The sequence below is a fragment of the Paraburkholderia phytofirmans genome, from assembly GCF_046028095.1.
GTDB lineage: Bacteria > Pseudomonadota > Gammaproteobacteria > Burkholderiales > Burkholderiaceae > Paraburkholderia > Paraburkholderia phytofirmans_A.
Window position 1 is genome coordinate 551620 of the sequence record NZ_JAQQDJ010000004.1, and the last position, 21792, is coordinate 573411.

Genomic DNA, 21792 nt, shown 5'->3' on the forward strand with positions numbered 1-21792 from the left:
GCCAACGAATGTTGCGCGTGAGTTTGCTGACGGGAGACAGGCGGCGGGGAGTAGGCGGGAAATGAGGTGTTTCGATCCGACGCCGTATTTGCCCTGTCGGGCGACAGGACACATACGGCGTCATGCATGCAACGAAGCCGGCGGCGAATTATTCAATTACGCGGCCGGCTTCCGTGCCACGGCGCAGTTCAGTTGCCTCCCTTGAACAGCTCTTGCAGGCGCGCTGCATCGCCGCTTTTCTGCGATTGAATGAGTTGCTGGTAGACGTCCGCACGCGTGAGTCCTTGTGCGTTTGCCGGACCGCCGGACATCGAAGTGGTGGAGGGCTGCCCGCCCACTGCGTCGGCCGCTGCCGGCTGAGCTTGCGCCGTACTCTCCGTGCTGGCGTCCTGAGCGTGCGCTTGCCATGTGAACGCGCAAAGCAGTCCGCCTGCGATGATCAGAGCCTTCTTCATGTCCCTCTCCTTCAAATCCTCGGCGCCGCCCTCGCGGCACCTCATTGCGGAAGTTCCGCCAGGATTGCACGCGACACATGCCGGACAATCAGGCGGGACACAGGGCGGAGACGATCACCGGCTTCCTTGTCGAACTCTGCGCAGCGCACCAGAGAAGTGCGTTATCGAAATGCTTCGTATTGCAAGGAAAGGTGCGCGCTGAGGCGTTATTGTTCGGCGACGGTTCAGAGAGTCGGACTTGCCTCCACCATGTGAAGGAGACGGATGGGTCGCATTCAAATTCAAGTATTAATCAGCCATCCTGAATGCGTAGAGTGATCTTTGCTTAAAAAAGTCTGACTTGGTTAATTTGGCCTTACTTGCATCTTTCATTTTGCCGGAAAGAAAAATGCCGTTCAGTCTGTGACTGAACGGCATTCTTTTTAACGTGATCTTCTACGCGGTTAATGTTGCTCGTTCAAACTGCAGCCGGCCGCCACTTCAACAGCCGCTGTTCGACCGCAGTCAACAGATAGTCCGCTGCCAGTGCGACTACGGCCAACACAATCATCGCGGCGAATACACCGCTTGCGTTAAACGCGCCTTGCGCAGTCGAGATCAACAGTCCGATACCTTGCTTCGAGCCGAGGAACTCGCCGACCACCGCACCGACCAGCGCGAACCCGAAGCTCACGTGCAAGCTCGCGAGAATCCAGCTCAACGCCGACGGGATCACCACCGAGGTCGTCACCTGACGGCGCGACGCGCCGAGAATCTGCGCGTTCGCGATCATATAGCGATCGGCTTCACGCACGCCCTGGAAAGCGTTGGCGAACACGACAAAGAACACCATCACCACCGCCAGCGCCACCTTCGACGCCATGCCCAAACCCAGCGCAATCACGAACACCGAACCGAGCACCACGCGCGGAATCGAGTTGGCGATCTTGATGTAGAGACTGAAGACGTCGGAGAGCAGCTTGTTGCGGCCGAGCACGATGCCGCAGAACACACCGGCGACCGAACCGATAATGAAGCCGAGCCCGGTTTCTTCGAGCGTGACCCACACTTGCGTAAGCAGCGGACCTTGCGAGGTGCCGTTCACGAACCAGTCGATGATCTGTTCGAAAATCGCGCTCGGCATCGAGAAGAAGAATGGGTCGATCCACTTCAGGCGTGCGGACAGTTCCCACCCGCCGAGTACGACCACCAGCACGACGATACGCAGCGAGATCACCAGCGCCTGACGCTGCCGGATGCGTTTTTGCGCTACACGTTCGACATGGGCGAGCGATGCGGCGTCGATGCCTGAAGGCATCATCTGTTGAGGGGTAGTAGACATGTTTGCCGTTCCTTGATTAACCGATCTGCACTTCTTCGCGCAGGTCGTGCCAGATGTCGCGCGAAATTTCGATGAAACGCGGCTCGTAGCGAATCTCCGAGGTGACCCGCGGACGCGGCAGATCGATTTCGTAGACTTTCTTCAGCGTCGCCGGGCGGGCGGTCAGCACGAATACACGGTCGGCGAGCGCAATCGCTTCTTCCAGATCGTGCGTGACGAACACCACCGAACCGGCGCCGCCCCACAGTTGCAGCAGTTCGTCCTGCATCAGCGTGCGGGTTTGCATGTCGAGCGCCGAGAACGGCTCGTCCATCAGCAGGATTTCCGGCTTGTTGATGAAGGTCTGCGCCAGCGCCACGCGCTTTCTCATACCGCCGGACAACTGATGTGGGTAATGCTTGCCGAACTTGTCGAGGCCGACACGGCGTAGCCATTCGTTGGCCTCATCGTACGCGGCGGATTTCGAACGGCCGCGATACAGCGGCCCCGCCGCCACGTTGTCAAGCACCGAACGCCACGGAAACACGGCGTCGGCCTGAAATACGAAACCGATACGCGGATCGATGCCGTCTACCGGCGCGCCCATCACGCGTACTTCGCCCGTGGTGGGCTTCAGCAAGCCGGTAATCATGCTGAGCGTGGTGGACTTGCCGCAACCCGTGGGCCCGACCACCGCGACGAATTCGCCGCGCGCCACCGACATGCTGAAGTCGCGCAACGCAATCGTCGCCTTGCCATCAGGAGAAATGAAACGGCACGACACGTTGCGCATTTCGATCGCTGGCGTATCGCGTGACAAAGGTTGATTCATCGGCTGGTGCCTCGCTTCTCGTGATAGTGATAGGGGCGTTACTTCGCCGCCGTCTTGACCGGTGCCGACACGTAGTCGTTGGTGTAAGTCTTGGCGAGGTCGATATGCTTACCTTTCACCGAAGGATTGAACGCTGACAGCACTTTCAGCACGGTATCCGGGCCGTCGGCGGGCATCTTGCCGTCCTTCGTGAACATCGGCAGCGACGCCTTCAGCGCGCCGACATACAGGTCTTTGTTGTTGCCGTAGTAGTCCTTCGGCATCTTCGCTGCGATCTCTTCGGCGCTATGCGTCGCGATGAAATTCAGCGTCTTCGCGAAAGCGTGCGAGAGCTTCGCGGCGTCGTCCTTGTGCGATTCCGCCCACGCGCGCTGAACGTAGAAGCTCGAAGCCGGATAGGTGCCGCCGAGCGCGGCGCGCGTGCCTTCCAGCGTGCGCATGTCGACCAGCACCTTGGCGTCGCCGGTCTTCAGCAACTGCGAGACGGTCGGCTCGGTCGTCATGCCCGCGTCGATACGGCTCTGCTTGATGGCCGCGATAAAGCTGTTGTCCGCGCCAACAGGCAGCAGCGTGTATTGCGTGGACGGCACGCCCGCACGTTGTGCGAGGTATTGCGTGAGGAAACTGGTCGACGAACCGAGCCCCGTCACGCCGAGCGTTTTGCCCTTCGAGTCGGCCATGCTTTTGAAGCTATCCGCAGCCTTGGTGGAGACCATTTCCACTTCGCCCGGCACCTGACCGAAGATCACCAGCGCCTGGATTTCCTTGCCCTTGCTTTGCAGGTCGATGGTGTGGTCGTAGAAGCCCACCACGCCTTGCACCGCGCCCGCGAGCAGCTCGTTTTCCGCATCGACGCCGGCCGGCTGCGAGAGGATTTCGACGTCGAGGCCTTCGTCCTTGAAGTAGCCGAGTTGCTCCGTCAGCTTGGCGGGTAGATAGATGATCTTGGTGGCGCCGCCGACCATGATCGTGAGCTTTTCCGCGTGAGCGGCGGCCGAAGCGGCGGCAAGGGCAAACGCAACACCTGACACAGCGGCAATCTGGCGCAAGGTACGCATGAAGCAGTCTCCTTAGGTTTGGTCGCCGCTGGGTGTTCGTGCGGCGCTTTCTGGGTGAATGACGGCGATTATAGAAATCGGAAACCTTCTGGCAGCTTTCGGGGGTATAGCCAAATCATGAGTGTTAACCCGCAACTTCCCGGCGACCCTGCCGAAAACCTCGTGACGTATCCCGCGCACCACACAGCGCGCGCGCAATGCCCTTGTTTTACGGCACAATCAACGGCCTGACTTTTGCCGTTCCCGCCATGAAGCTGCTGCTCATCGAAGACAACCCCACGCTGGCGCACTGGCTCGCGAAGATGCTGGAGCATGAGGCGTTCGCGCTCGACGCCGTGCAGGACGGCGACGCCGCCGACCAGTTGCTGCGCACCAACCACTACGACGTAATCCTGCTAGACCTGAATTTGCCCAAGCTGTCGGGCAAGAACGTGCTGCGGCGTCTGCGTCAGCGTGGCGACGCGACGCCGGTGCTGATTCTGACGGCGAGCGGTTCGATCGACGAGAAAGTGGAACTGCTCGGCGCCGGCGCGGACGATTACCTCGTCAAGCCGTTCGAAGTGCGCGAGTTGATCGCGCGGATCAAGGTGGCGATCCGCAGGCAGTCACCCTCGAAGGCGAGCGAAGTGGTGTGCGGCGATCTCGCGTTCGACATCGACACGCGGCAGTTCACGCTGAAGGGCGCGCCGCTGAACGTCACGCCACGCGAGCGCTCGGTACTCGAAACGTTGATCCTGCGTCTGGGCAAAACCGTCACGAAGCCGGCGCTGGTCGACGCGATCTTCACGCTGGCCAACGAGCCGAGTGAAGACGCCGTCGAAATCTACATTTCGCGTCTGCGCAAGAAACTCGACGGCAGTTCGGCGGCGATCGTCACGCTGCGCGGGCTCGGTTATCTGCTGCGCAAGAAAGAAGATGACTAATAGTCTGCGCATGCGTCTGCTGTGGTGGCTGCTGGTGCCACTCGCGTTGTACGTGTTCGTGACCGGCAAGGCTGAATACGACAATGCGCGGCGCACGGCGGATCTGGTGCAGGACAATCAATTGATCTCGTCGGCGCGCATGATCGCGGGAGAAGTGGAATGGGTGGATGGTTTCCTGCGCGTGGATGTGCCGCCCGCCGCGCTCGAAGTATTCGTGTCGCCTTATCGCGATCAGGTGTTCTACAGCGTACAGGTCGACGACGGACGGCTGCTCGCAGGAACGCCCGATTTCCCGACGCGTCCGGTGCAGGCGCCCGATACGCCGGATCACTACGACACCCATCTGCAAGGCCACAATGTGCGGGCGGTCGGGCTCGTGCGCCTCATGTACGACAACGGCGCGACGCGCCGCGTGCGCGTGACCGTCGGCAAAACCGTGCGTTCGCGTGACGCCATGGCTGAGCAATTGTGGCAACCGCAACTCGTGCGGCAGATCGAGATGATCGTGCTGGCGGTCGCGTTGGTTTGCATCGGCCTCACGTTCGAGTTACGGCCGCTGATGAAAGTGAAAGAGGAGGTGGCGGATCGCGACCCGATGCAACTGGAGCCGATTCGCGTCGAGCGTCTGCATACCGAGTTGCGGCCGATCGTGGAAGCAATCAATCAATGCATCGCGCGGCTCGGCGTGCAGGTGGCCGCGCAACGCCGCTTTATCGCCGATGCCGCGCATCAATTGCGCACGCCGCTCACTTTGCTCGGCACGCAATTGCAGTTCGCTCGCCAGCAGGAGGACTTGAATCCCGCGCTCGATGAAGCACTGGCCGCCATGCATCGCAGTAATCGTTCGATGGTGGGTCTCACGAACAAGCTGCTGCTGCTCGCGCAAGCCGAGGCCGCCGACAACACGCAACTCGCCGTGGAAACGGTGGACCTCGTGCCGCTCGCATTGGAAGTCGTGGAGGACCTCGCGTTGCTCGCACAGGCCGGAGACATCGATCTAGGCGCCGAACTGAACGGTGCCGCGCCGGTGGCGGGGCATCGTGGGCTATTGCAGGCGTTGATTGCCAATCTCGCGGAGAACGCGATCCGCTATACGGGCAGCGGCGGTCATGTCACCGTGGGCGTGAGCGCCGACGCCGATACGGTCACCGTAAGCGTGCTGGACGATGGCCCCGGCATTCCGGCCGAGTCGCGCGGGCGCGTGTTCGAGCCGTTCTTCCGGGCGTCGGCGGATACGGAGGGCACCGGTTTGGGCCTCGCCATCGTGCGTGAAATCGCGGACGCCCATCATGGCGGGATCACGCTCAAGCCGGGCGAGGGCGGCAAAGGCGTGCACATCAGCGTGGTGTTTCCGCGAGCCGCGGCAGAGCGTTTTAAGGCCGGTTAAAGCCGCTATTTCATCGCGACTCAGGACAAACACACAATCAGGACCGCAAAGGCATTGGCGAAAGCTTTGAGAAGGATTCGCGCGCCTGGAATTTTTGCAGGCGATTCTTCAGGCGCCGACCGCGGATGCGGAAAAACAACGGAGACATCCTCACCATGCCTCATGCTGTGACGCGCGTTTCGCGCGCCGTCCATGCCGCCGTCGCGGCGTCGCTCATGATCTTCCTGCTCGCCCAGCAGGCTGCGCCCGCGCGGGCGGACGCGCCCGAAAAAATCGTCATCATGGTGGGCGGCATTACCAAGCTCATCTATCTGCCCGCACGCCTGACCGAACAGCTCGGCTATTTCAAGGCGGAAGGGCTCGACGTCGAACTGCAATCGCAGCCGGCGGGCGTCGATGCGGAGAATGAACTGCTCGCGGGCGGCGTGCAGGCCGTGGTCGGCTTCTACGATCACGCGATCGATCTGCAAGCCAAGGGTAAGGAAATCAAGGCGATCGTCGTGTTCGGCCAGGTGCCCGGCGAAGTGGAGATGGTCGCGACCAAGGCGGCCGATTCGATCAGAAGCATGGCCGACGCGAAGGGTAAAACGCTCGGCGTGACGGGGCTCGGTTCTTCGACCAACTTTCTCACCCAGTACCTCGCCAGCCTCAAAGGCGTGTCGCGTTCACAGTACACGGTGCTGCCGGTGGGCGCGGACAACAGCTTTATCGCCGCGATCCGGCAAGGGCGAATCGACGCGGGCATGACCACCGAACCGACTGTCTCGCAGCTGCTCAAATCCGGTGACGCCAAGGTACTGGTGGACATGCGTAATGTCGAAGGCACGCGCGCCGCGCTCGGCGGAACGTATCCCTCTTCAAGCCTGTATGTGCAGAGCGCGTGGCTCGACAAGCACCCGCAAGAGGCGGCCAAGCTCGCACGCGCATTTGTGAAAACGTTGCGATACCTGAACACACATAGCGCCGAAGAGATCGCCGCGCAGATGCCGACAGACTACATCGGCAATGACAAGGCGCTCTATGTGAACGCGTTGAAGGCCTCGTTGCCGATGTACACCGCCGACGGCAAGATGCCAGCCGACGGGCCGGAAACGGTGCTCAAGGTGCTGGCGGGTTTCAACCCTTCGGTGAAGGGGCGTCATATCGATCTGTCGAGAACCTTCAGCAATCAGTTCGTCAATGAAGTGAGGCCGTAAGACGGAAACCGGCTGCTTCTGTCTCGACGAGGCGCACGTGCGCCTCTATTGCTGCAGATCCGAACCAATTAAAACGTATTAATCAAACGTTCGAAATCTCCGGGTCGTGCAGAGGAAGGCGCTCGTTCACCTGTTCCAGCACGCCTGTCTTCTTCCACGCCATGTACCGAAGATAGCAAGTCTGTTGCGGCGGGAAAGTCGCTGGAAGCCTGTGCCATTTCTCCTTTCGTTGCTGCAACCAGAGTATCGCGTTGAGGATGTCGCGATCGCTACGGCGAGGCCGTCCACGTGTTGACGATAGCACGGGGAAAAGACTTTGGACGCGGGCCCAATCGGCGTCTGAAAGTGGGATTTCTAGCATCGAGCTGGTCTGAGTACTGTGGGTGTTATTAGTATTTACGTGCTGCGGTTGGCACTGATACTAGTCAATCTATTCCGCTCGGTCAAATTGTCTTGCTGGAGGTCTTCGCACGCAATCACGTGGCGAGCGAAGCAGCGTAACGTCACGAGGAATGCTACGTTACGCACGGATTCGCGCAAACGTTTGGCAATGCAAATTCGCTCCGCCGCGGGATTCTTTCTTTTCCTCGGGAACGCCCGTGCGGCGTGGTTTTCTTATCTTTATTCCACTCTCTTTACGCATTAGACCGGTGTACTTGGCACGACATGTGCATACGTGGGCGGGGTTGAATAACCCGTTTCCGTTATGTACACGCTCGACTATGCACAACCCGTATCGCTTGCCAACACGTTGGACTCACGCATCGACCGTGTTGCGCAGAATAACGCGGACACATCCGGCGATGCTTCCTTGGGCCTGAGCGAACTCGAACGGCGTGTCCTCGACGGACTGCATGCGGGCGAATTCCATCTCGTGTTTCAAGGCGCTTATAGCGCGGCGAGTGGTGTATTGGCGCGCCTTGAAGCGCAAGTTCGATGGACGCATCCGGATTACGGCTTGCTGTTGCCGGGCATCTTCATGATGCCGCTCGAACATCCGGAAGTTGCGCGCGAGATGGTCTCGTTCATCGTGGACGGCGTGTGCCGTGAATTGGGCGACGCTCTCGCTGCGAAGTTGCCGTTGCCGCCGATCGCGATCACGGTGCCCGCTCAAGTGGCGTTGCTCGATTCGTTCGCAGAGGAACTCGTGCGAGTGGCCGGTTCGTATGGCGTGCCGGCGTCTCTGCTTGAAATTGAAGTTACCGATAGCGTAGAAGCAGCAAAGTTATTGTCTTTGCGTACGTTGACTGAGGGACTTCGCGAAGCAGATGTTGGTCTTTCAATAGGCAAATGGGGTAATGGCGCGTCGTCGCTCGCATTGCTCGGGTCGCTCAATGTCGACACCGTCACTGTCGCGCGGGAGTTGATGGCGGCGGTTCCGGGTGATAAGCGTGGCGCGGCGGTGATGACCGCGATCATGGACCTGCTGCACGCACTCGATATGCGAGTGGTGGTGAGCGGCGTCGATACTCAAGAACAGTTTCAGTGGCTGAGCCGATGGCCGGAGGCGCTGGTGCAGGGGTTGTTGTTCGCGCGTCCGCAGGCGGGGTTGGCGAGTGTGTTGGCGCTACGGCGGAAGGGGTGACAAGTGCGCCCGACGTTACGTAACGTCGCGTGGCGCATCGCATTCTGATCGACGTCTGCAGACAGTTCATCGTGCTGAATTTATCTTCACAGATCAAGTGTGGACGCGCCCTTCAGGGAATAGGCGCTGACGATTAAAAGAATAAAAAATCAATTGGCACGCTTGGTGCTTTATAGGTTGCGCGCTGCACAAAAAGCGCTGGAAGTAGAAACATAGGTTGCAGCGAATTCTGTCTCAAACGATCGCCTGATCGGGGGTTATCAGGCGGTCTTCTCAACGCAGAACGATGCGGTCTTCCGCCGAAGATCGCGCTGTGTTTGCGTGGTGTCGGCGTGTCCAGATTAAGCCGGACGCGCGAGGCATGTCGAAAAAATCCCCCATTTTTTATTTGCGTTCAACCGGTCGGCTTGTCGCGCGGCCCGTTGAACGAAACCACGTTATCCGCGCCGGGGTGCTGTTGTCGTGAATAACGTGGTGCTGGAAGCAGGATATGAGAGCTGTTGAGGGCACGGCAGGCTCAGCAACTCGATATAAACGTTTGGCGCGAGAGACCAGCGCGGGGATAAAAATGGATACGGCGAATTTCAGGCCGCAGATAAGGACGATATCGGGGTTGCAAAGCCCTATCGCGCGCTTGCTCGACGTGATGCTAGTCGTGCTGGGTGCGTTGGCCGCGGCGCAAGTGCGGTTCGGAGATCTCGCGCCAGGTCGGATCGACAGTGGGTTCGTTACGTTTGCGGCGGCTTCCACGCTGGTCCTATTTCCAGTGCTCGGCGTTTATGGTTCATGGCGCGGACGCGCCATGTGGCGGCTGATCGGACAGGTGTCGTTGGCGTGGCTCATTGTTCAGGGTTGCGGTCTCGTGTTGATGTTCTCGCTGCATCGTACGGACTATGTGTCACGCCTTTGGTTCGCGTATTGGACTGCGCTGAGTGGCGGCGCGCTGATTGTCTCGCGCGTTGCCGTACATATCGTGCTAGACCGAATCCGCAATGCGGGTCTTAATCTGCGCAGAGTCGCTGTGGTCGGATGCGGCGCCCATTGCCAGCAGGTGGTACGCAATATCGAAAGTTCGCCGTCTAGCGGTTTTCGCGCGGTGGTGGCATTCGATCTGCGGCCGGTTGTGGGAGTCGTCGGATCGGGCGTGCCGGTTTTTGACGACATCGACAAATTTGCTGCGCACGTCAGATCCCACGGCGTGCAGGAGTTGTGGCTCGCACTGCCGTTGTCGGAAGAACAGGCCATCTCTCGTTTCGTGAGTGAGTTCCGCGACGATCTTGTGAACGTGCGATTTGTGCCGGACATGCGCAGCGTTGCGCTATTCGATAGCGACGTGATCGATTTGATCGGTATGCCAGCTATCAATCTGGTGGCGTCACCTGTGCCTGCACGCGCGTTGTTGAAGAAGGAGATATTTGATCGCATATTCGCCGCGCTTGCGCTCATTGCACTCGCGCCGCTGCTGATCGCCATTGCTACCGCGGTGAAGTTGTCGTCGCGAGGCCCGGTGTTCTTCACGCAGAAGCGTAAGGGCGCGGATGGTCGTATCTTCAGGATCTACAAGTTTCGCTCGATGCGCTCTCATGCAGTCGAGTCAGGTGTCGTCAAGCAGGCCACGAAGGGTGATCCCCGGATCACACGAGTCGGGGCGTTTCTCAGGCGTACGAGTCTCGATGAGCTTCCGCAATTCTTCAATGTGCTCTGCGGCGACATGTCGGTCGTCGGACCGCGGCCGCATGCAATCGAACACGATGAGCTCTATCAGAAAGTAGTCAACGGATATATCCACCGTTACCGCATCAAGCCGGGCATCACTGGATGGGCGCAGATCAACGGGTTCCGCGGGGAAACGGATCAGATCGAGAAGATGCAAGGGCGCGTCGAACACGATTTGTACTACCTGCGTAACTGGTCATTCGGCTTCGACATGAGGATTGTCGTCGCGACGATTGCGAAGGGCTTCGTCCATAGCAACGCGTATTGACGGACCCACAACAACAAAACATGGCCACGACATTGCGCGGACCAACACGACTATCGGCTCGGAGAGCAGTGGCCTTGGCAGTTTCACTGACATTCCCGGCCTCGGCATTCGCTGTGGAACCCGCGCTAAACGCATTGGGTCAGGCGGGTGGGCTCGTCATTCCGTATGCGTTTGCATTGCCGGAAGGTACGGTGGAAGCGCAGTACAACAACTATATCGATCCGCGCTACGGGAAACAGGCGACCGATTCGCAGATGTATTGGGGCGCCGTCGGGCTGTTGCCGTATGTCGAGCTTTCCGGCGGGCTTGCGAATTATCCGGGGAATGTTCACGCGCCCTTTACGAATGCGGACCATTTTTTGTTTCGTCACCTGATGGGTGACGTAAAAATCGAAGTGCCGAAGTTCTTTAAGTATCAGCCGAGCATCGCATTCGGTGTGACGGACATAGGCGGACAGACGCATTTCTTCCGCTCGAAATACGGCGTGGTGTCACAGGCGTTGGGGCCGGTGACGTTGACTGCCGGTTATGGACAAGGAGATCGGCTCGACGGATTTTTCGGCGGTGCGCAGTTATCGCTCTGGAATACCGGCTTGTCGCTGTTGGCGGAAGACGATTCGAGAACGCCTTATGCGGGCGTCCGTTACCAGTCGCCACGAATTAGCTGGCTCGCCGATGCAAACGTGACCGGCACGTTGATGCGCTCGATCCGTTCGACAAACGGCGTTTCGCCGCGCACGTCGTTTTCCGTGGGTATTCAGATTCCGTTGGGCAAGCGCTTTAGTGCGCAGCGTTGTACCGAGGGATTGTGCGAGGGGCCGCAAGCGTTGCCGGTGCAAGCGGCAGAGGATGACGAGCAAGTGCCGATCAGGCTCGCAAGTCTGAAGCCTATCGACGTGCGGGACTCGGCAAGCAGCGTGAGCGCGCTTGCCGGTGCGCCGATCGCGTACGTGCCTCCACTGCAGTCGTATGCATCGGTAATGCTGAGTGAAATCGCGCCCGCCAGATCGTTGGATTTGCCGGCTCCTGCCATGCCGGATGCGCTCGATACATCCGCACTCGACGAAATTGCCGCGCAACTTTTTGCAGCAGGTCTGGAGCGTGTACGTGTCGGCGTGAGTGGGCGTGACCTGGTCGTCGAATATGAAAACCATCGTTACAACCAGAACGAGGCGGACGCAATTGGCATTGTGCTCGGTGTGGCCAGCGTGAATGCGCCACACGGTACAGAGAAGATTCACGTGGTCATCAAGAAGGCGAATGAGCCGTTGGGCGAAGTCGTGGTCGATCGGGCGGCGTTTGCGCAGTTCATTGCAGGCGGTGCGCCTTCAGCCGCCAGCGCCTCGCTGACGATGAGCACGCGGCCGACATATGACCCGGACGCTATCGCATGGCATGGCAATGAGCACACGCATGGGCTGACGCGCATTCAGATCGAACCGATAGTGAGCTATCTGTACGGTACTGAGTACGGCGTCTTTGATGTATCTCTCGGTGCCAACATCGAGGGATTCGTCCCACTCTGGCGCGGCGCGGAGTTATACGCGAGCTATATCGCACCGCTCTACAACACGAAGAATATGGATGAGGGTCGTGTTTTTAGTGACTATCGCTTGCGTGGGGGGCTGAATGCGGTTGCGTTGGCACAGAGCTTCTGGATTATGCCGGGGGTTTTCAACGTGGCCACGGTGGGCAAGTTCGACTACTCGTATGTCGGCGTGCAAAACGAAACGACTGTGTTCGTGCCCGGTCGGCCCGACCTGATCCGTTTGCGCCTCGCTTATTTGCATCATGAACCCGGCCACGACACCTTGCCGAGTGAGAAGACCGCGCAACTGACGTACCGCTGGGTGCAGCCGTCCTGGAAGCTGTGGATCGAGGCAGGCGTCGCGCGCTTTGTCGGTGGGGACAAAGGTCCGGTCGCGACGTTCACGCGCTGGTTCGACGACGTGTCCGTCAGCGTGCACGGCGAGCATAGCGGGCAAGGCACGTTTGTGGGCGCTGCGGTGAGCTTTCCGCTCACGCTGCGGCAGGGTATGAAGCCGGGGATCAGTCAGGTGGACGGGACGGGGCAGTTCGATCTGGATTTTCGTACGCGGGTTGGATCGACGAATTATCTGTCGGCGAACGGGGCAGAGAGCATGAGCTTCCCCTATAGCACGCAGCAGATCCTGTTGAATCAAGGGCGCTTTAGTGGAGAGTACTTCTCCACGCAGCTTTATCGGATGCGAGATGCGTATTTGCGGTATGGACGGCGCGATGGCGGCGCGAATAGAACGCAACCTCAGCCGGACGCAAGAGAGCTTTCAACGCGCATCGCGCTTTGTCGCGACGCCTACGGGAACGGGTTGAAGGGTGTTAGCGATGCACCGGTAGTTGTGCCAGTCAATTGTGAATGATCTTCTTTGGAGATAGCGATGAAGCTTCTTAACGGCGCCACGCTGCGCACGCTGCAGTTCGGATCGATGGTTCTTGCGGCTAGTGCGCTGGTGGCTTGCGGTGGTGGTCATGATAGCGGCGGTTCGCCGGGCGCTACGGTCAGCGGTACGGCGGCCGTGGGTGCAGCGCTGGCAAATGCGAGCGTTGTCCTGACTTGCAAGAACGGTAATGGAAGTGCGACGGCGAATGCGAACGGCGCTTATTCGGCGAAGTTTAATTTCGACGGTCCTTGTGCGATTACCGCGTCGAGCGGCGCGATCGCGATTCATTCGTTTGCGGCCGGTGCGGGTACGTTCAACGTGACGCCGCTGACGGAATTGCTTTTGAGTTATCTGGCTGGGCAGTTGGGGACGACGGTGAGTGGGTTGCTGTCCGGCATCTCTTCCAACGTTTCATTTCAGAGTGCACTGACGAATAGCACGGTGATTGCGAATGCCCAGGCGGCTGTGGTGCAACTGATCCAGAAGACGTATGGGATCACGCTGTCGTCATCGTCGTTTTTGACGGTTGCGTTTACGCCCGGTTCACCTGGTGCGGACGCGGATCTTGAAACGTTGATGGCCGCGGGCGCGATCACGAGCGATGGGCAACCGGCTCCGGCGTTGGCTGCAGCGGCGGTGGCGGCAGGGGCGGCGGCGCCGATTTCGGGTGGTAACACTGGGGCGACGGGAGGAACTGGCGGAACGGGAGGGGCGGGGACCAATAGCAAATAGACCACATAACCTGGGACGGGCGCACTGACTCTCGATGATGGCAGCGCGCAGTTCCAGGTTCCCGCGGCTTTATGGAAGACCTCAAGTGCTTTACGCACATCGATTTGCGATGAGCAAGCGAGGTGATGTCTCTGGATCAAGCACCGGGTAGCTAGGCCGACGCGAGAGCCGTGCGCTGCAGGTGGTGAAGACGCTTTAAAGGGTTAGCACGCTAGAGACGTTGATACGCGAATAGCGAAATGACAAGAACGAGAGGGATCGGCTGGGGGCCGGGGAAATGAAAATACTACATGCCGCAGAGACCATAAAAGGCGGGGTAGCAACTGTTATGCGTCAACTTATGCTGGCGCACGTCAACGAACAGGATGTACGTGGAATCTCATGCCTTGTTCCGGCGCACCATCGAGATGAACTCCCGTCGCTTGGCGCGGATACTATCCATTGCTTTGAGCGTTCCGGTCGAAATTTCATTTCGCTGTGGCGCTTCCTGACAGCTTTTGTCACCGTAGTTTTAAGGGAACGCCCTGATGTGGTTCACCTTCACAGTTCGTTCGCTGGTGTAGTCGGGCGCCTATGCTTGGTTCCCCTCGCTGTGGTCGTGCGCCCGAAGGTTGTTTATTGCCCCCACGCCTTTCCGTTCCTGATGAAAACATCGAAGTCCTGGCTGCTGATGTACAGAACTGTGGAAAATCTGCTCGCGCTTTTTACGGATGTGATCATTTGCGTTAGCCAGCATGAGCGGCAGTTGGCGCTTCGTGCAGGGTTGAAAGCGGAAAAGTTGATCCTGGTGCACAACGGGATACAGCATCCCAAGCAACTGCGAGAGCTTCGTTCATGCGAGACGGAATCTCCGCTTCATTTGCTGTTCGTCGGTCGCTTCGATCGGCAAAAGGGCTTCGACGTACTTCTTGCCGCGATGAATCTACTGGAGGACTACCCGGTGGAGTTGGTTGCCGTAGGTGAGCCGGTAAATGGTGCGGTCGTTCCTGTTCCTCAGAAGAACGTCAGATATTTGGGTTGGCTTGATGCCGAAAGTCTGGGACCTGTCTTTGCGGCAGCACATGTTCTGGTTGTGCCGAGCCGATGGGAAGGCTTTGCGATGGTGCCACTCGAGGGTATGAGTCACGGACTGCCCGTTATTGCCAGCGATTGTTCGTCGCTGCCAGAGGTTGTCGTCAATGGTGTAACGGGATGTCTTTTCCCGGTCGAGGACAGTAAAGCTCTTGCCGATTGCATTCTGAGCAAAACAAAAGAGGAATGGGTAACAATGGGCGCGAACGGGTCGACCAAATTCTTCAATGAGTTCACCGCCTCTAGAATGACCAACTCGACGTTGAATATCTATCGCAGTCTACTCGGTCGGCAAGAGGCTGTTTACGGTCTGTCCAAACTTTCATAGACACACTTGGAATCAGAAGGCGGACAAGCGAATGGTCAGGATTAAAGACTCGCTAGTTTCGATGAGCGGCGTTGTTACGGCGCAGGTCCTGTTGTTTCTCAGCATTGTGTTGCTGGGCCGGGAGCGCGGTCCAGAAATTCTGGGGCAATTCAACGGCTCAGTCGCGCTAGGTACTTTGGCGGGAACACTGCTGGCATTGCGTTATGAATTAGCCTGCCTGTCTGACAGATCGGAAGTTTCTTTCGAGTCGCTGGTTCACGTACTCGCGTTGGGCGCGGCCATCGCTACCGCAGTTGCCGCGGTCTTGCTGGCGTGCGGGCGGCATCATTTGCTTCTGGTCGAACTGTATGCGATCGCCACATTCATATTCAACCTGGCTGCGGCATATCTGAACAGCCTGAAACGCTATGGATTGATTGCGCTAGCAAGAATAGCGGTGAATGTCGGGTTGCTCGTGTGTGTGGCCAGTCCATTTCGGGGCTGGCTCAAGGCTGAGCCATTTCTTGCCTATACGATCGTCAATACCGTTATAGGGCTATTGGCATTGACCGCGACACTATGCAATGGGTGGTCGAAGGGTTATCGGGTCACATTCGATCCGAAATTCTATTCGGTGAATCGCCGATTTGCCGCATATATCCTTCCCGCGACTGTCTTCGGGTCGGTTATGACCTACGCACTAGCGATCGCCGTCCCTTCGTGGTACGGGGCGAAGGAAGCGGGTTATTTCGCAGTGGCTTACCGGCTAGGCTTTTCCCCGGTTTCACTTGTCGGTCAAAGCATCGGCGGAGTGTTTCGAAGGGATGCGCTCGGCGCGGTCCGTACAAACCCGGATGGAGACGAGCTAGTCCAGGTCTACCGAACCTATGCGCGGGGCTTGATCGCGGTCAGCCTGGTTTATGCGTTCCTTGCATTCGTTCTCTTCGAACCGGTCGTTGAGCTGTTCCTTGGCGCGAAGTGGGATGGCGCCACGCCGTTCTTTTATTTCCTGATCCCGCTGTTTTCTGTGCAGATTTTGTACGTTCCACTTTCGCAGGTTTTTCTGGCGGTGCGAAAGCAGAAGCTGGATTTCTTATTCCAATTGTGGTCAGGCGGCGTCTTGCTTGCCACGTTATACGCGACGCATGCTTTGAACTTATCTGCCATCGTCAGCGTGGCGATATTTTCGATCGTGGGGGCGATCGTCACGGTATGGGGTGTGACGGTAACCGCTCGGGCTGCAAGCTCGAGGACTTCGGGGTACCGGGCCGTGTTGGATTGTCTAATTTGACGGGGGAATGATGATCGTCGTAGTTATCGATTCGATGGAAAGATGTTACTTCTTCTTGCGGTTGGTAGAGAACCTGAGAAGCGATCACCAGTTCTACTTTCTTACAACAGAGCCTCTTGCCCACGCTCTCGCAGTGCTGTCTAACATTCCGTCGGTATTCGTGCGTCGCAAGGCTCTGAGGTTGGAGAACTCTCCGCTGCGCGCAGAAGATGGCTATTGGAAAAATGCTATCGAGGTTCTCAACGGGCACATCTCGCCGCTCCAAGCGAGAAGGGATGCCGCGGCAATCGAGGCCGCGATGGCGAAAATCATCAGGTCTATTAACGTCGCGCGGTGTCTGATCTGGAATGGTCAGCAACTACTCGGGCGAGCCGTTACCGAGGCATGCAATCGGCACGGTGTAGAAACGATCTTTCTGGAAATTTCGAATCTGCCGTCCAAACTGTTTGTGGATCGAGAAGGGGTGAATGCTCTCTCGTCAATTGCCTCTTTGCCGCATCGATTGGACGCTCTTCCGTTGCCGTCGATGGATGCCCACGAGGCCTGGTTTCGACGGTATGAGCAATCAAAAAAAGCGCCGCTACCTCAGTCGCGGTTCCGTCTGAGCCGGAAATTGATTTCGGCGATTAATCTGCTTATAAAAATCGTTGGGCGGGGGGCCGTGCTCAACACATCCAATGTTCTAAAGTTTAGCAACGCCGTCCCGAAAATTCATGGATCGAAATGTTACTCCGGTGACGAGTTGGCAAAGCGCATCTACGTATTTCTTCCCCTACAGGTGTCGGCGGATACGCAGCTAAAACTCCATTCCGACGTGACCAGTATAGAAGCGATTCGTCAGGCCGTGGGTTATGCCGAGAAGATCGGCGCTGAGCTGTTTGTCAAGGTTCATCCGGCCGAGACTGATCGAGGCGAATTGCGGCAAATTTGCGATTTAAGCTCGAAACTGAATTTCGATATTGTCTCTTCCGCCACTCTGGATCTTGTAAGGAATGCGCATTCGGTTGTGACGATTAATTCAACCGTGGGTCTGGAGGCGTTGATGTACAACAAGAAGGTGATTACGTTGGGGCGATCCTTTTATCGGGATTTCGACGGCGACCGGCTAAAAAAGTACATTCATCATTTCCTGGTAGATGGTATCGATTATTTCGGGAGTGGCGCAGTCTCTGCCGATGCGGCGAAGGCACTGTTAAATCGATAATTTGAATTTTTGGATATTTTGCGATTTGAATTGCTGAACTAAAATTATATTAGAGAAAATAGTATGAATGTCAAGATTGGCCAGCATATTGTCGTTGGGGAAAATCAGCCGTTTGTCTTGTTCGGCGGCCTGAACGTTTTGGAGAGTGTGGACCTGACTTTGCGTGCCTGTTCCGAGTTCGTGCGAGTGACCAGCAAACTCGGCATTCCATTTGTGTTTAAAGCGTCTTTTGACAAGGCCAACCGCTCATCCATGCGGTCTTACCGAGGCGTCGGGTTAGACGCCGGATTAGATATTTTCCGAAAAATCAAGCAGGAATTCGATATCCCAATCATCACCGACGTTCACGAAGTATTCCAGGCGCCGCTGGTCGGCGAAGTGGTAGATGTGTTGCAGGTTCCGGCGTTCCTTGCGCGACAAACGGATCTGATCACGGCTATCGCCGAAGTCGGCAAACCGATTAACGTAAAGAAGCCGCAATTCATTAGCCCGACGCAGATGAAACATATCGTTCGAAAATGCCGTGAGGCGGGTAACGACCAAATAATCCTCTGCGAGCGCGGAACCTCATTTGGATATGACAACCTCATTGTCGACATGCTCGGATTCGGGCTGATGAGTGAGGCGACGGGAGGTTGTCCGTTGATATTTGACGTGACTCATAGTCTCCAATGCAGAGACGCGTTCAGCGAGGCGTCGAGCGGACGACGCCGGCAAGTCCTACATCTCGCGAGAGCCGGGATGGCCGTTGGTCTGAGTGGGCTTTTTCTGGAGGCGCATCCCAATCCGGAAGAAGCACTTTGTGACGGAGCGAGTGCATTGCCATTGGCCGCTCTGGAGGCGTTCCTGGTTCAAGTCAAAGCAGTTGACGATCTTGTGAAGTCGTTGCCTCGACTGGAGATCGAATAGCGGTGACACGGGGCTCGATCTTTCGCTGATGGACAGGCTGCGCATCGGCGTCTTGCTGGTTCGCGGAGGGAAATTTGTCGTAGGCGTCTTGCAGGAAACAATAATTACTATTTATTCCGGCAATTTTTGTGCGGGGTCTTTGTTGGGATTGAGATTTGTCGGCATTGAAAGTAATTCTATATTTAGAAGGTCGTTAAAAATGATCCATGATTCAGCTGCTAGCAAGACTATATTTATAGTTCATCCGGGTAAGGCGAATTATCCCGAGATAGCCGCATATGCTTCATATTTTGGCGACCTCGGATTCCATGTTATGTCGGGTAGCAAGCGGGATTATGCGAAAATTCCAAAGGATGTGCGAAAGCGCACTGTGGTCTGGTGCATTATGGGATTCTACCCCACGAAATTCGATGCAAGGCTCGTGATTCACGATTACAGGTCTCTGTCGGTAGGCCGATGCGCCAGTTTAAAGGATCGGGTGAAGCGACATCTCCAACCCACGCCAGCTTTGCGCATCTTTCAGACGGCAGAGATGGAAAAGATGATGGGTTTCAGTGGCAACGGAAAAAGCGTAATTCTTCCAATGGGAGTTCCTGACTGGATTTTCAGCATGAACGAAGATGCGATCGCAGATGATGTACCTTCAGCGACGTTCTGTTACATAGGCGAGATTTCGCGTGAAAGAGGATTTGATTCCTTTCTCGATGGGTTTTGTCGTTTTCGGAGATCTGATGAAACACTGATTCTTGTGGGCGACGCCGAAAAGTGTATCGTTGAGCGCTTCGAAGGCGCGCCGGGGGTGACGTTTACTGGTCGTTTGCCTCAACGCAATGCGTTGGCAGTTGTTCGGAAAAGCCGCTTCGCTGTATCGACGATTCCGAGTGTTCGGCCATACAACGTTCAGGCTCCGACAAAATTGCTGGAATATGCTGCGTTAGGCAAACCGATTGTGTGCAATGACTCGCGTTCCAACATCGATGTGATAAACAAATTCGGCATTAATTGTTTGATCACTGGGCCGACGATTTTTGACAGATTGGATCGTGAAAGATTGATTGTTAGTCTGCCGAACGATCCCGGTAAACTGCATATGCTGCGCTGGAATGAAATCATTCGACGAGCAGATATTGAAAGCATGTTTTAAGAAAGAAAAATGCGGTGGTATTGACCGAATGACATGGAACGGTTTCGCGCGGCGGGCGGAATGCGTTCGCGCGTAGACGCTTGTTAGCCTGTGTTGACCAATTGGCTGACGCAGACCGCAAGACCATACTTAAGCGGCTCGTGTATGCGGCCAGCCTGCGGAGGCCGAGCGCCATTGCCTCCTCGACCACGTTCCGCAATCGGCCCTGTTACGCAACGCGTAACGTTACGTGTTCCGTCAAAGCGCAGAACACATAGCCGGAGCGGTCCATTCTATCGGCGTTTCCCGACGATTTTACATTGGCACGGTTAGTGCTTAATCTCAGCCGTCTGTTAGATGGTGAAGATAAAAAGCTATAGGCCATACGGGGAAATTAATGTCAGTTAAGACCAGCTGTTTATCGGGCGTCGGTGCGTCTCGCCGCTCTATCGCGGCGCGCGTGACCTCATGCCTGATCGCTGTGGCGTTTCTCGCAGGATGCGCGGCCGCGCCAGGAATGAGAATGGAAAGGCCGCCCAGCATTGCGAATTCGGCCACCGCTTCCAATCCGACGGAAGCGCAGCTTTCCGTTCCGATTATCGATATCGATTTATCGCTGATCAAGAAGATCCGCGAGTCCAGCCGAAGCGTCGATCTCGACTCGAGCCGTCTGGAGAGCGCTGGGGGTTCATACAAAATCGGCGCTGGCGACGTGCTTCAAATAACAGTTTGGGACCACCCCGAACTAGCTGCTGCGTTGGGCGGCCAGACCCAAGCAGCCGCGCGGCCCTCCGATGCGCCGCCGGGTTTCGTCGTGGATGACGCAGGCTACCTGGTATTCCCGTACGCGGGCCGAATACACGTGGCTGGCTTGCGACCCGAGCAGGTACAAGCCATTCTGTCGGAGTCGTTCACCAAGGCATTTCGTGATCCGCAAGTAACCGTTCGCGTCGCATCCTTCCGCTCTCAGCGTGTTTATATCGAAGGGGAAGTGCATGCGCCAGGTACTCAAGTCATCAACGATATACAGATGAACCTGGTTGATGCCATCAGTCGGGCGGGTGGGTTTTCGTCGACTGCAGATCAGAGTCACGTTGAATTGAAGCGCAAATCGATCACTACGGTGATCGACATGTCCAGTGCGAGAAGCGGGAAACTGGATCCATCGCAGATCATACTGAAAGACGGTGACGTGTTGCGAATTCCGCCAAGAGACGAATTCGGTGTCTTCGTGATGGGCGAGGTGAATAAGCCTGTGACGGCTATTCCGCGCACTACCGGATCATTGAGTTTGAGTGAAGCTCTGGCGCAGGCCGGAAGTCTGAATTCCAATTCGGCGGATGCTGCGCAATTGTATGTTGTCCGCGGATCGCTCGACGGAGCGCCGGAAGTCTTCCATCTGGACGCTCGATCTCCGGTGGCGATGGTGCTTGCGAACGAGTTTCCTTTGAAACCTAAAGACATTGTCTACGTCGACGGTAACGGGCTGGTTCGTTTCAATCGCGTGTTGACTCTGTTGTTGCCGGCTATCAATGCTGGTCTTACTGCGGCGATCGTAACAAAGTGACCCAACGAATACTTTTCCTTTGCGAAGGCAATATTTGCCGGAGCCCAATGGCTGAGGCGATGCTAAAGGCGGTATTACCAGACCGGACGGTAAGTTCGGCGGGACTGAATGCGCTCGTGGGAATGCCGCCAGCAGATTACGCCTGCGAAGTCATGTCGACGAGAGGCATTTCTATACAGGCACATCGGGCTCAACAGATCTCCCACAAGATGTTTGTCGATGCCGACCTAGTTTTGGTAATGGACAGTCACCAACGACGATACGTCGAGGCAAATTTCCCATCTTTTAAGGGGCGGGTTTACCGGCTGGGAGAGTTTGGTAGGTTTGATGTTGCCGATCCGTATCGACAGTCGAGAGATGTTTTTGAGCAGTGCGCTAACAGCATTCAAGTCGGCGTATCGGAATGGGTCAAAAGAATCCTGTCGATCGGGTGAACTTGAAAATAAGC

Annotated in this window: 19 protein-coding genes; 14 read left to right on the forward strand and 5 right to left on the reverse strand. The window is 57.0% G+C overall.

The window, feature by feature from the left end:
• Positions 1-188: 188 nt before the first annotated feature.
• The 4 genes from PQR54_RS15190 to PQR54_RS15205 form a co-directional block, all read right to left on the reverse strand.
• Positions 189-455: a hypothetical protein gene (locus PQR54_RS15190; protein ID WP_408246929.1), complete on the reverse strand. Its 267-nt coding sequence runs from the start codon at positions 453-455 to the stop codon at positions 189-191.
• Between the two features lie 457 nt (positions 456-912).
• The gene (locus tag PQR54_RS15195; protein WP_408246931.1) at positions 913-1776 is read right to left on the reverse strand and encodes an ABC transporter permease; all 864 of its coding nucleotides are present in this window, start codon (positions 1774-1776) and stop codon (positions 913-915) included.
• Positions 1777-1792: 16 nt separating this feature from the next.
• A complete protein-coding gene (locus PQR54_RS15200) occupies positions 1793-2587 on the reverse strand; it encodes an ABC transporter ATP-binding protein (RefSeq protein WP_012425936.1) in 795 nt (264 codons plus the stop codon).
• Between the two features lie 38 nt (positions 2588-2625).
• Complete coding sequence (locus PQR54_RS15205; RefSeq protein ID WP_408246933.1) at positions 2626-3645, reverse strand: ABC transporter substrate-binding protein; 1020 nt, start codon at positions 3643-3645, stop codon at positions 2626-2628.
• Positions 3646-3893: 248 nt separating this feature from the next.
• Between PQR54_RS15205 and PQR54_RS15210 the strand changes: the two genes are divergently transcribed.
• From PQR54_RS15210 to PQR54_RS15220, 3 genes are all read left to right on the forward strand, one after another.
• The gene (locus PQR54_RS15210) at positions 3894-4568 is read left to right on the forward strand and encodes a response regulator (RefSeq protein WP_408247177.1); all 675 of its coding nucleotides are present in this window, start codon (positions 3894-3896) and stop codon (positions 4566-4568) included.
• Positions 4561-5955, forward strand: coding sequence for a sensor histidine kinase (locus PQR54_RS15215; protein ID WP_408246935.1), 1395 nt, complete (start codon positions 4561-4563; stop codon positions 5953-5955). Before PQR54_RS15210 ends, PQR54_RS15215 begins: the two co-directional genes overlap by 8 nt.
• A 215-nt stretch (positions 5956-6170) precedes the next feature.
• Positions 6171-7151, forward strand: a complete 981-nt coding sequence (locus PQR54_RS15220) for an ABC transporter substrate-binding protein (protein WP_408247179.1) — start codon at positions 6171-6173, stop codon at positions 7149-7151.
• Positions 7152-7233: 82 nt separating this feature from the next.
• Here PQR54_RS15220 and PQR54_RS15225 read toward each other — a convergent pair whose 3' ends face one another.
• Positions 7234-7512, reverse strand: a complete 279-nt coding sequence (locus PQR54_RS15225; protein ID WP_408246937.1) for a transposase — start codon at positions 7510-7512, stop codon at positions 7234-7236.
• Positions 7513-8025: 513 nt separating this feature from the next.
• On the opposite strand from PQR54_RS15225, the gene PQR54_RS15230 reads away from it, so the two are divergent.
• The 11 genes from PQR54_RS15230 to PQR54_RS15280 all read left to right on the forward strand — a co-directional run bounded on the left by PQR54_RS15230 (position 8026) and on the right by PQR54_RS15280 (position 21778).
• Positions 8026-8736 (forward strand): EAL domain-containing protein, encoded by a 711-nt coding sequence (locus PQR54_RS15230; RefSeq protein ID WP_408247181.1) that lies wholly within the window; start codon positions 8026-8028, stop codon positions 8734-8736.
• Positions 8737-9340: 604 nt separating this feature from the next.
• On the forward strand, positions 9341-10720 hold the full coding sequence (locus tag PQR54_RS15235) for an undecaprenyl-phosphate glucose phosphotransferase (protein ID WP_408247183.1): 1380 nt from the start codon (positions 9341-9343) through the stop codon (positions 10718-10720).
• A 20-nt stretch (positions 10721-10740) separates the two neighbouring features.
• Positions 10741-13119 (forward strand): YjbH domain-containing protein, encoded by a 2379-nt coding sequence (locus tag PQR54_RS15240; RefSeq protein WP_408246939.1) that lies wholly within the window; start codon positions 10741-10743, stop codon positions 13117-13119.
• Between the two features lie 18 nt (positions 13120-13137).
• Positions 13138-13872: a carboxypeptidase regulatory-like domain-containing protein gene (locus tag PQR54_RS15245; RefSeq protein ID WP_408246941.1), complete on the forward strand. Its 735-nt coding sequence runs from the start codon at positions 13138-13140 to the stop codon at positions 13870-13872.
• 277 nt (positions 13873-14149) lie between these two features.
• Positions 14150-15271 carry a glycosyltransferase gene (locus PQR54_RS15250; protein WP_408246942.1) on the forward strand — a complete coding sequence of 374 codons (1122 nt, stop codon included), beginning with the start codon at positions 14150-14152 and terminating at the stop codon, positions 15269-15271.
• Between the two features lie 31 nt (positions 15272-15302).
• Positions 15303-16541, forward strand: a complete 1239-nt coding sequence (locus tag PQR54_RS15255) for a lipopolysaccharide biosynthesis protein (RefSeq protein WP_408246944.1) — start codon at positions 15303-15305, stop codon at positions 16539-16541.
• Positions 16542-16548: 7 nt separating this feature from the next.
• Positions 16549-17745: a capsular polysaccharide export protein, LipB/KpsS family gene (locus PQR54_RS15260; RefSeq protein ID WP_408246946.1), complete on the forward strand. Its 1197-nt coding sequence runs from the start codon at positions 16549-16551 to the stop codon at positions 17743-17745.
• Between the two features lie 63 nt (positions 17746-17808).
• On the forward strand, positions 17809-18654 hold the full coding sequence (kdsA, locus tag PQR54_RS15265; RefSeq protein WP_408246948.1) for a 3-deoxy-8-phosphooctulonate synthase: 846 nt from the start codon (positions 17809-17811) through the stop codon (positions 18652-18654).
• A gap of 199 nt (positions 18655-18853) precedes the next feature.
• Entirely contained in the window at positions 18854-19798 is a 945-nt protein-coding gene (locus PQR54_RS15270; protein WP_408247185.1) for a glycosyltransferase, read from the forward strand.
• A 376-nt stretch (positions 19799-20174) separates the two neighbouring features.
• Entirely contained in the window at positions 20175-21344 is a 1170-nt protein-coding gene (locus PQR54_RS15275) for a polysaccharide biosynthesis/export family protein (protein WP_408246950.1), read from the forward strand.
• Complete coding sequence (locus PQR54_RS15280) at positions 21341-21778, forward strand: low molecular weight protein-tyrosine-phosphatase (RefSeq protein ID WP_408246953.1); 438 nt, start codon at positions 21341-21343, stop codon at positions 21776-21778. The genes PQR54_RS15275 and PQR54_RS15280 overlap by 4 nt, the downstream gene beginning before the upstream one ends.
• The last annotated feature ends 14 nt before the right edge of the window (positions 21779-21792 follow it).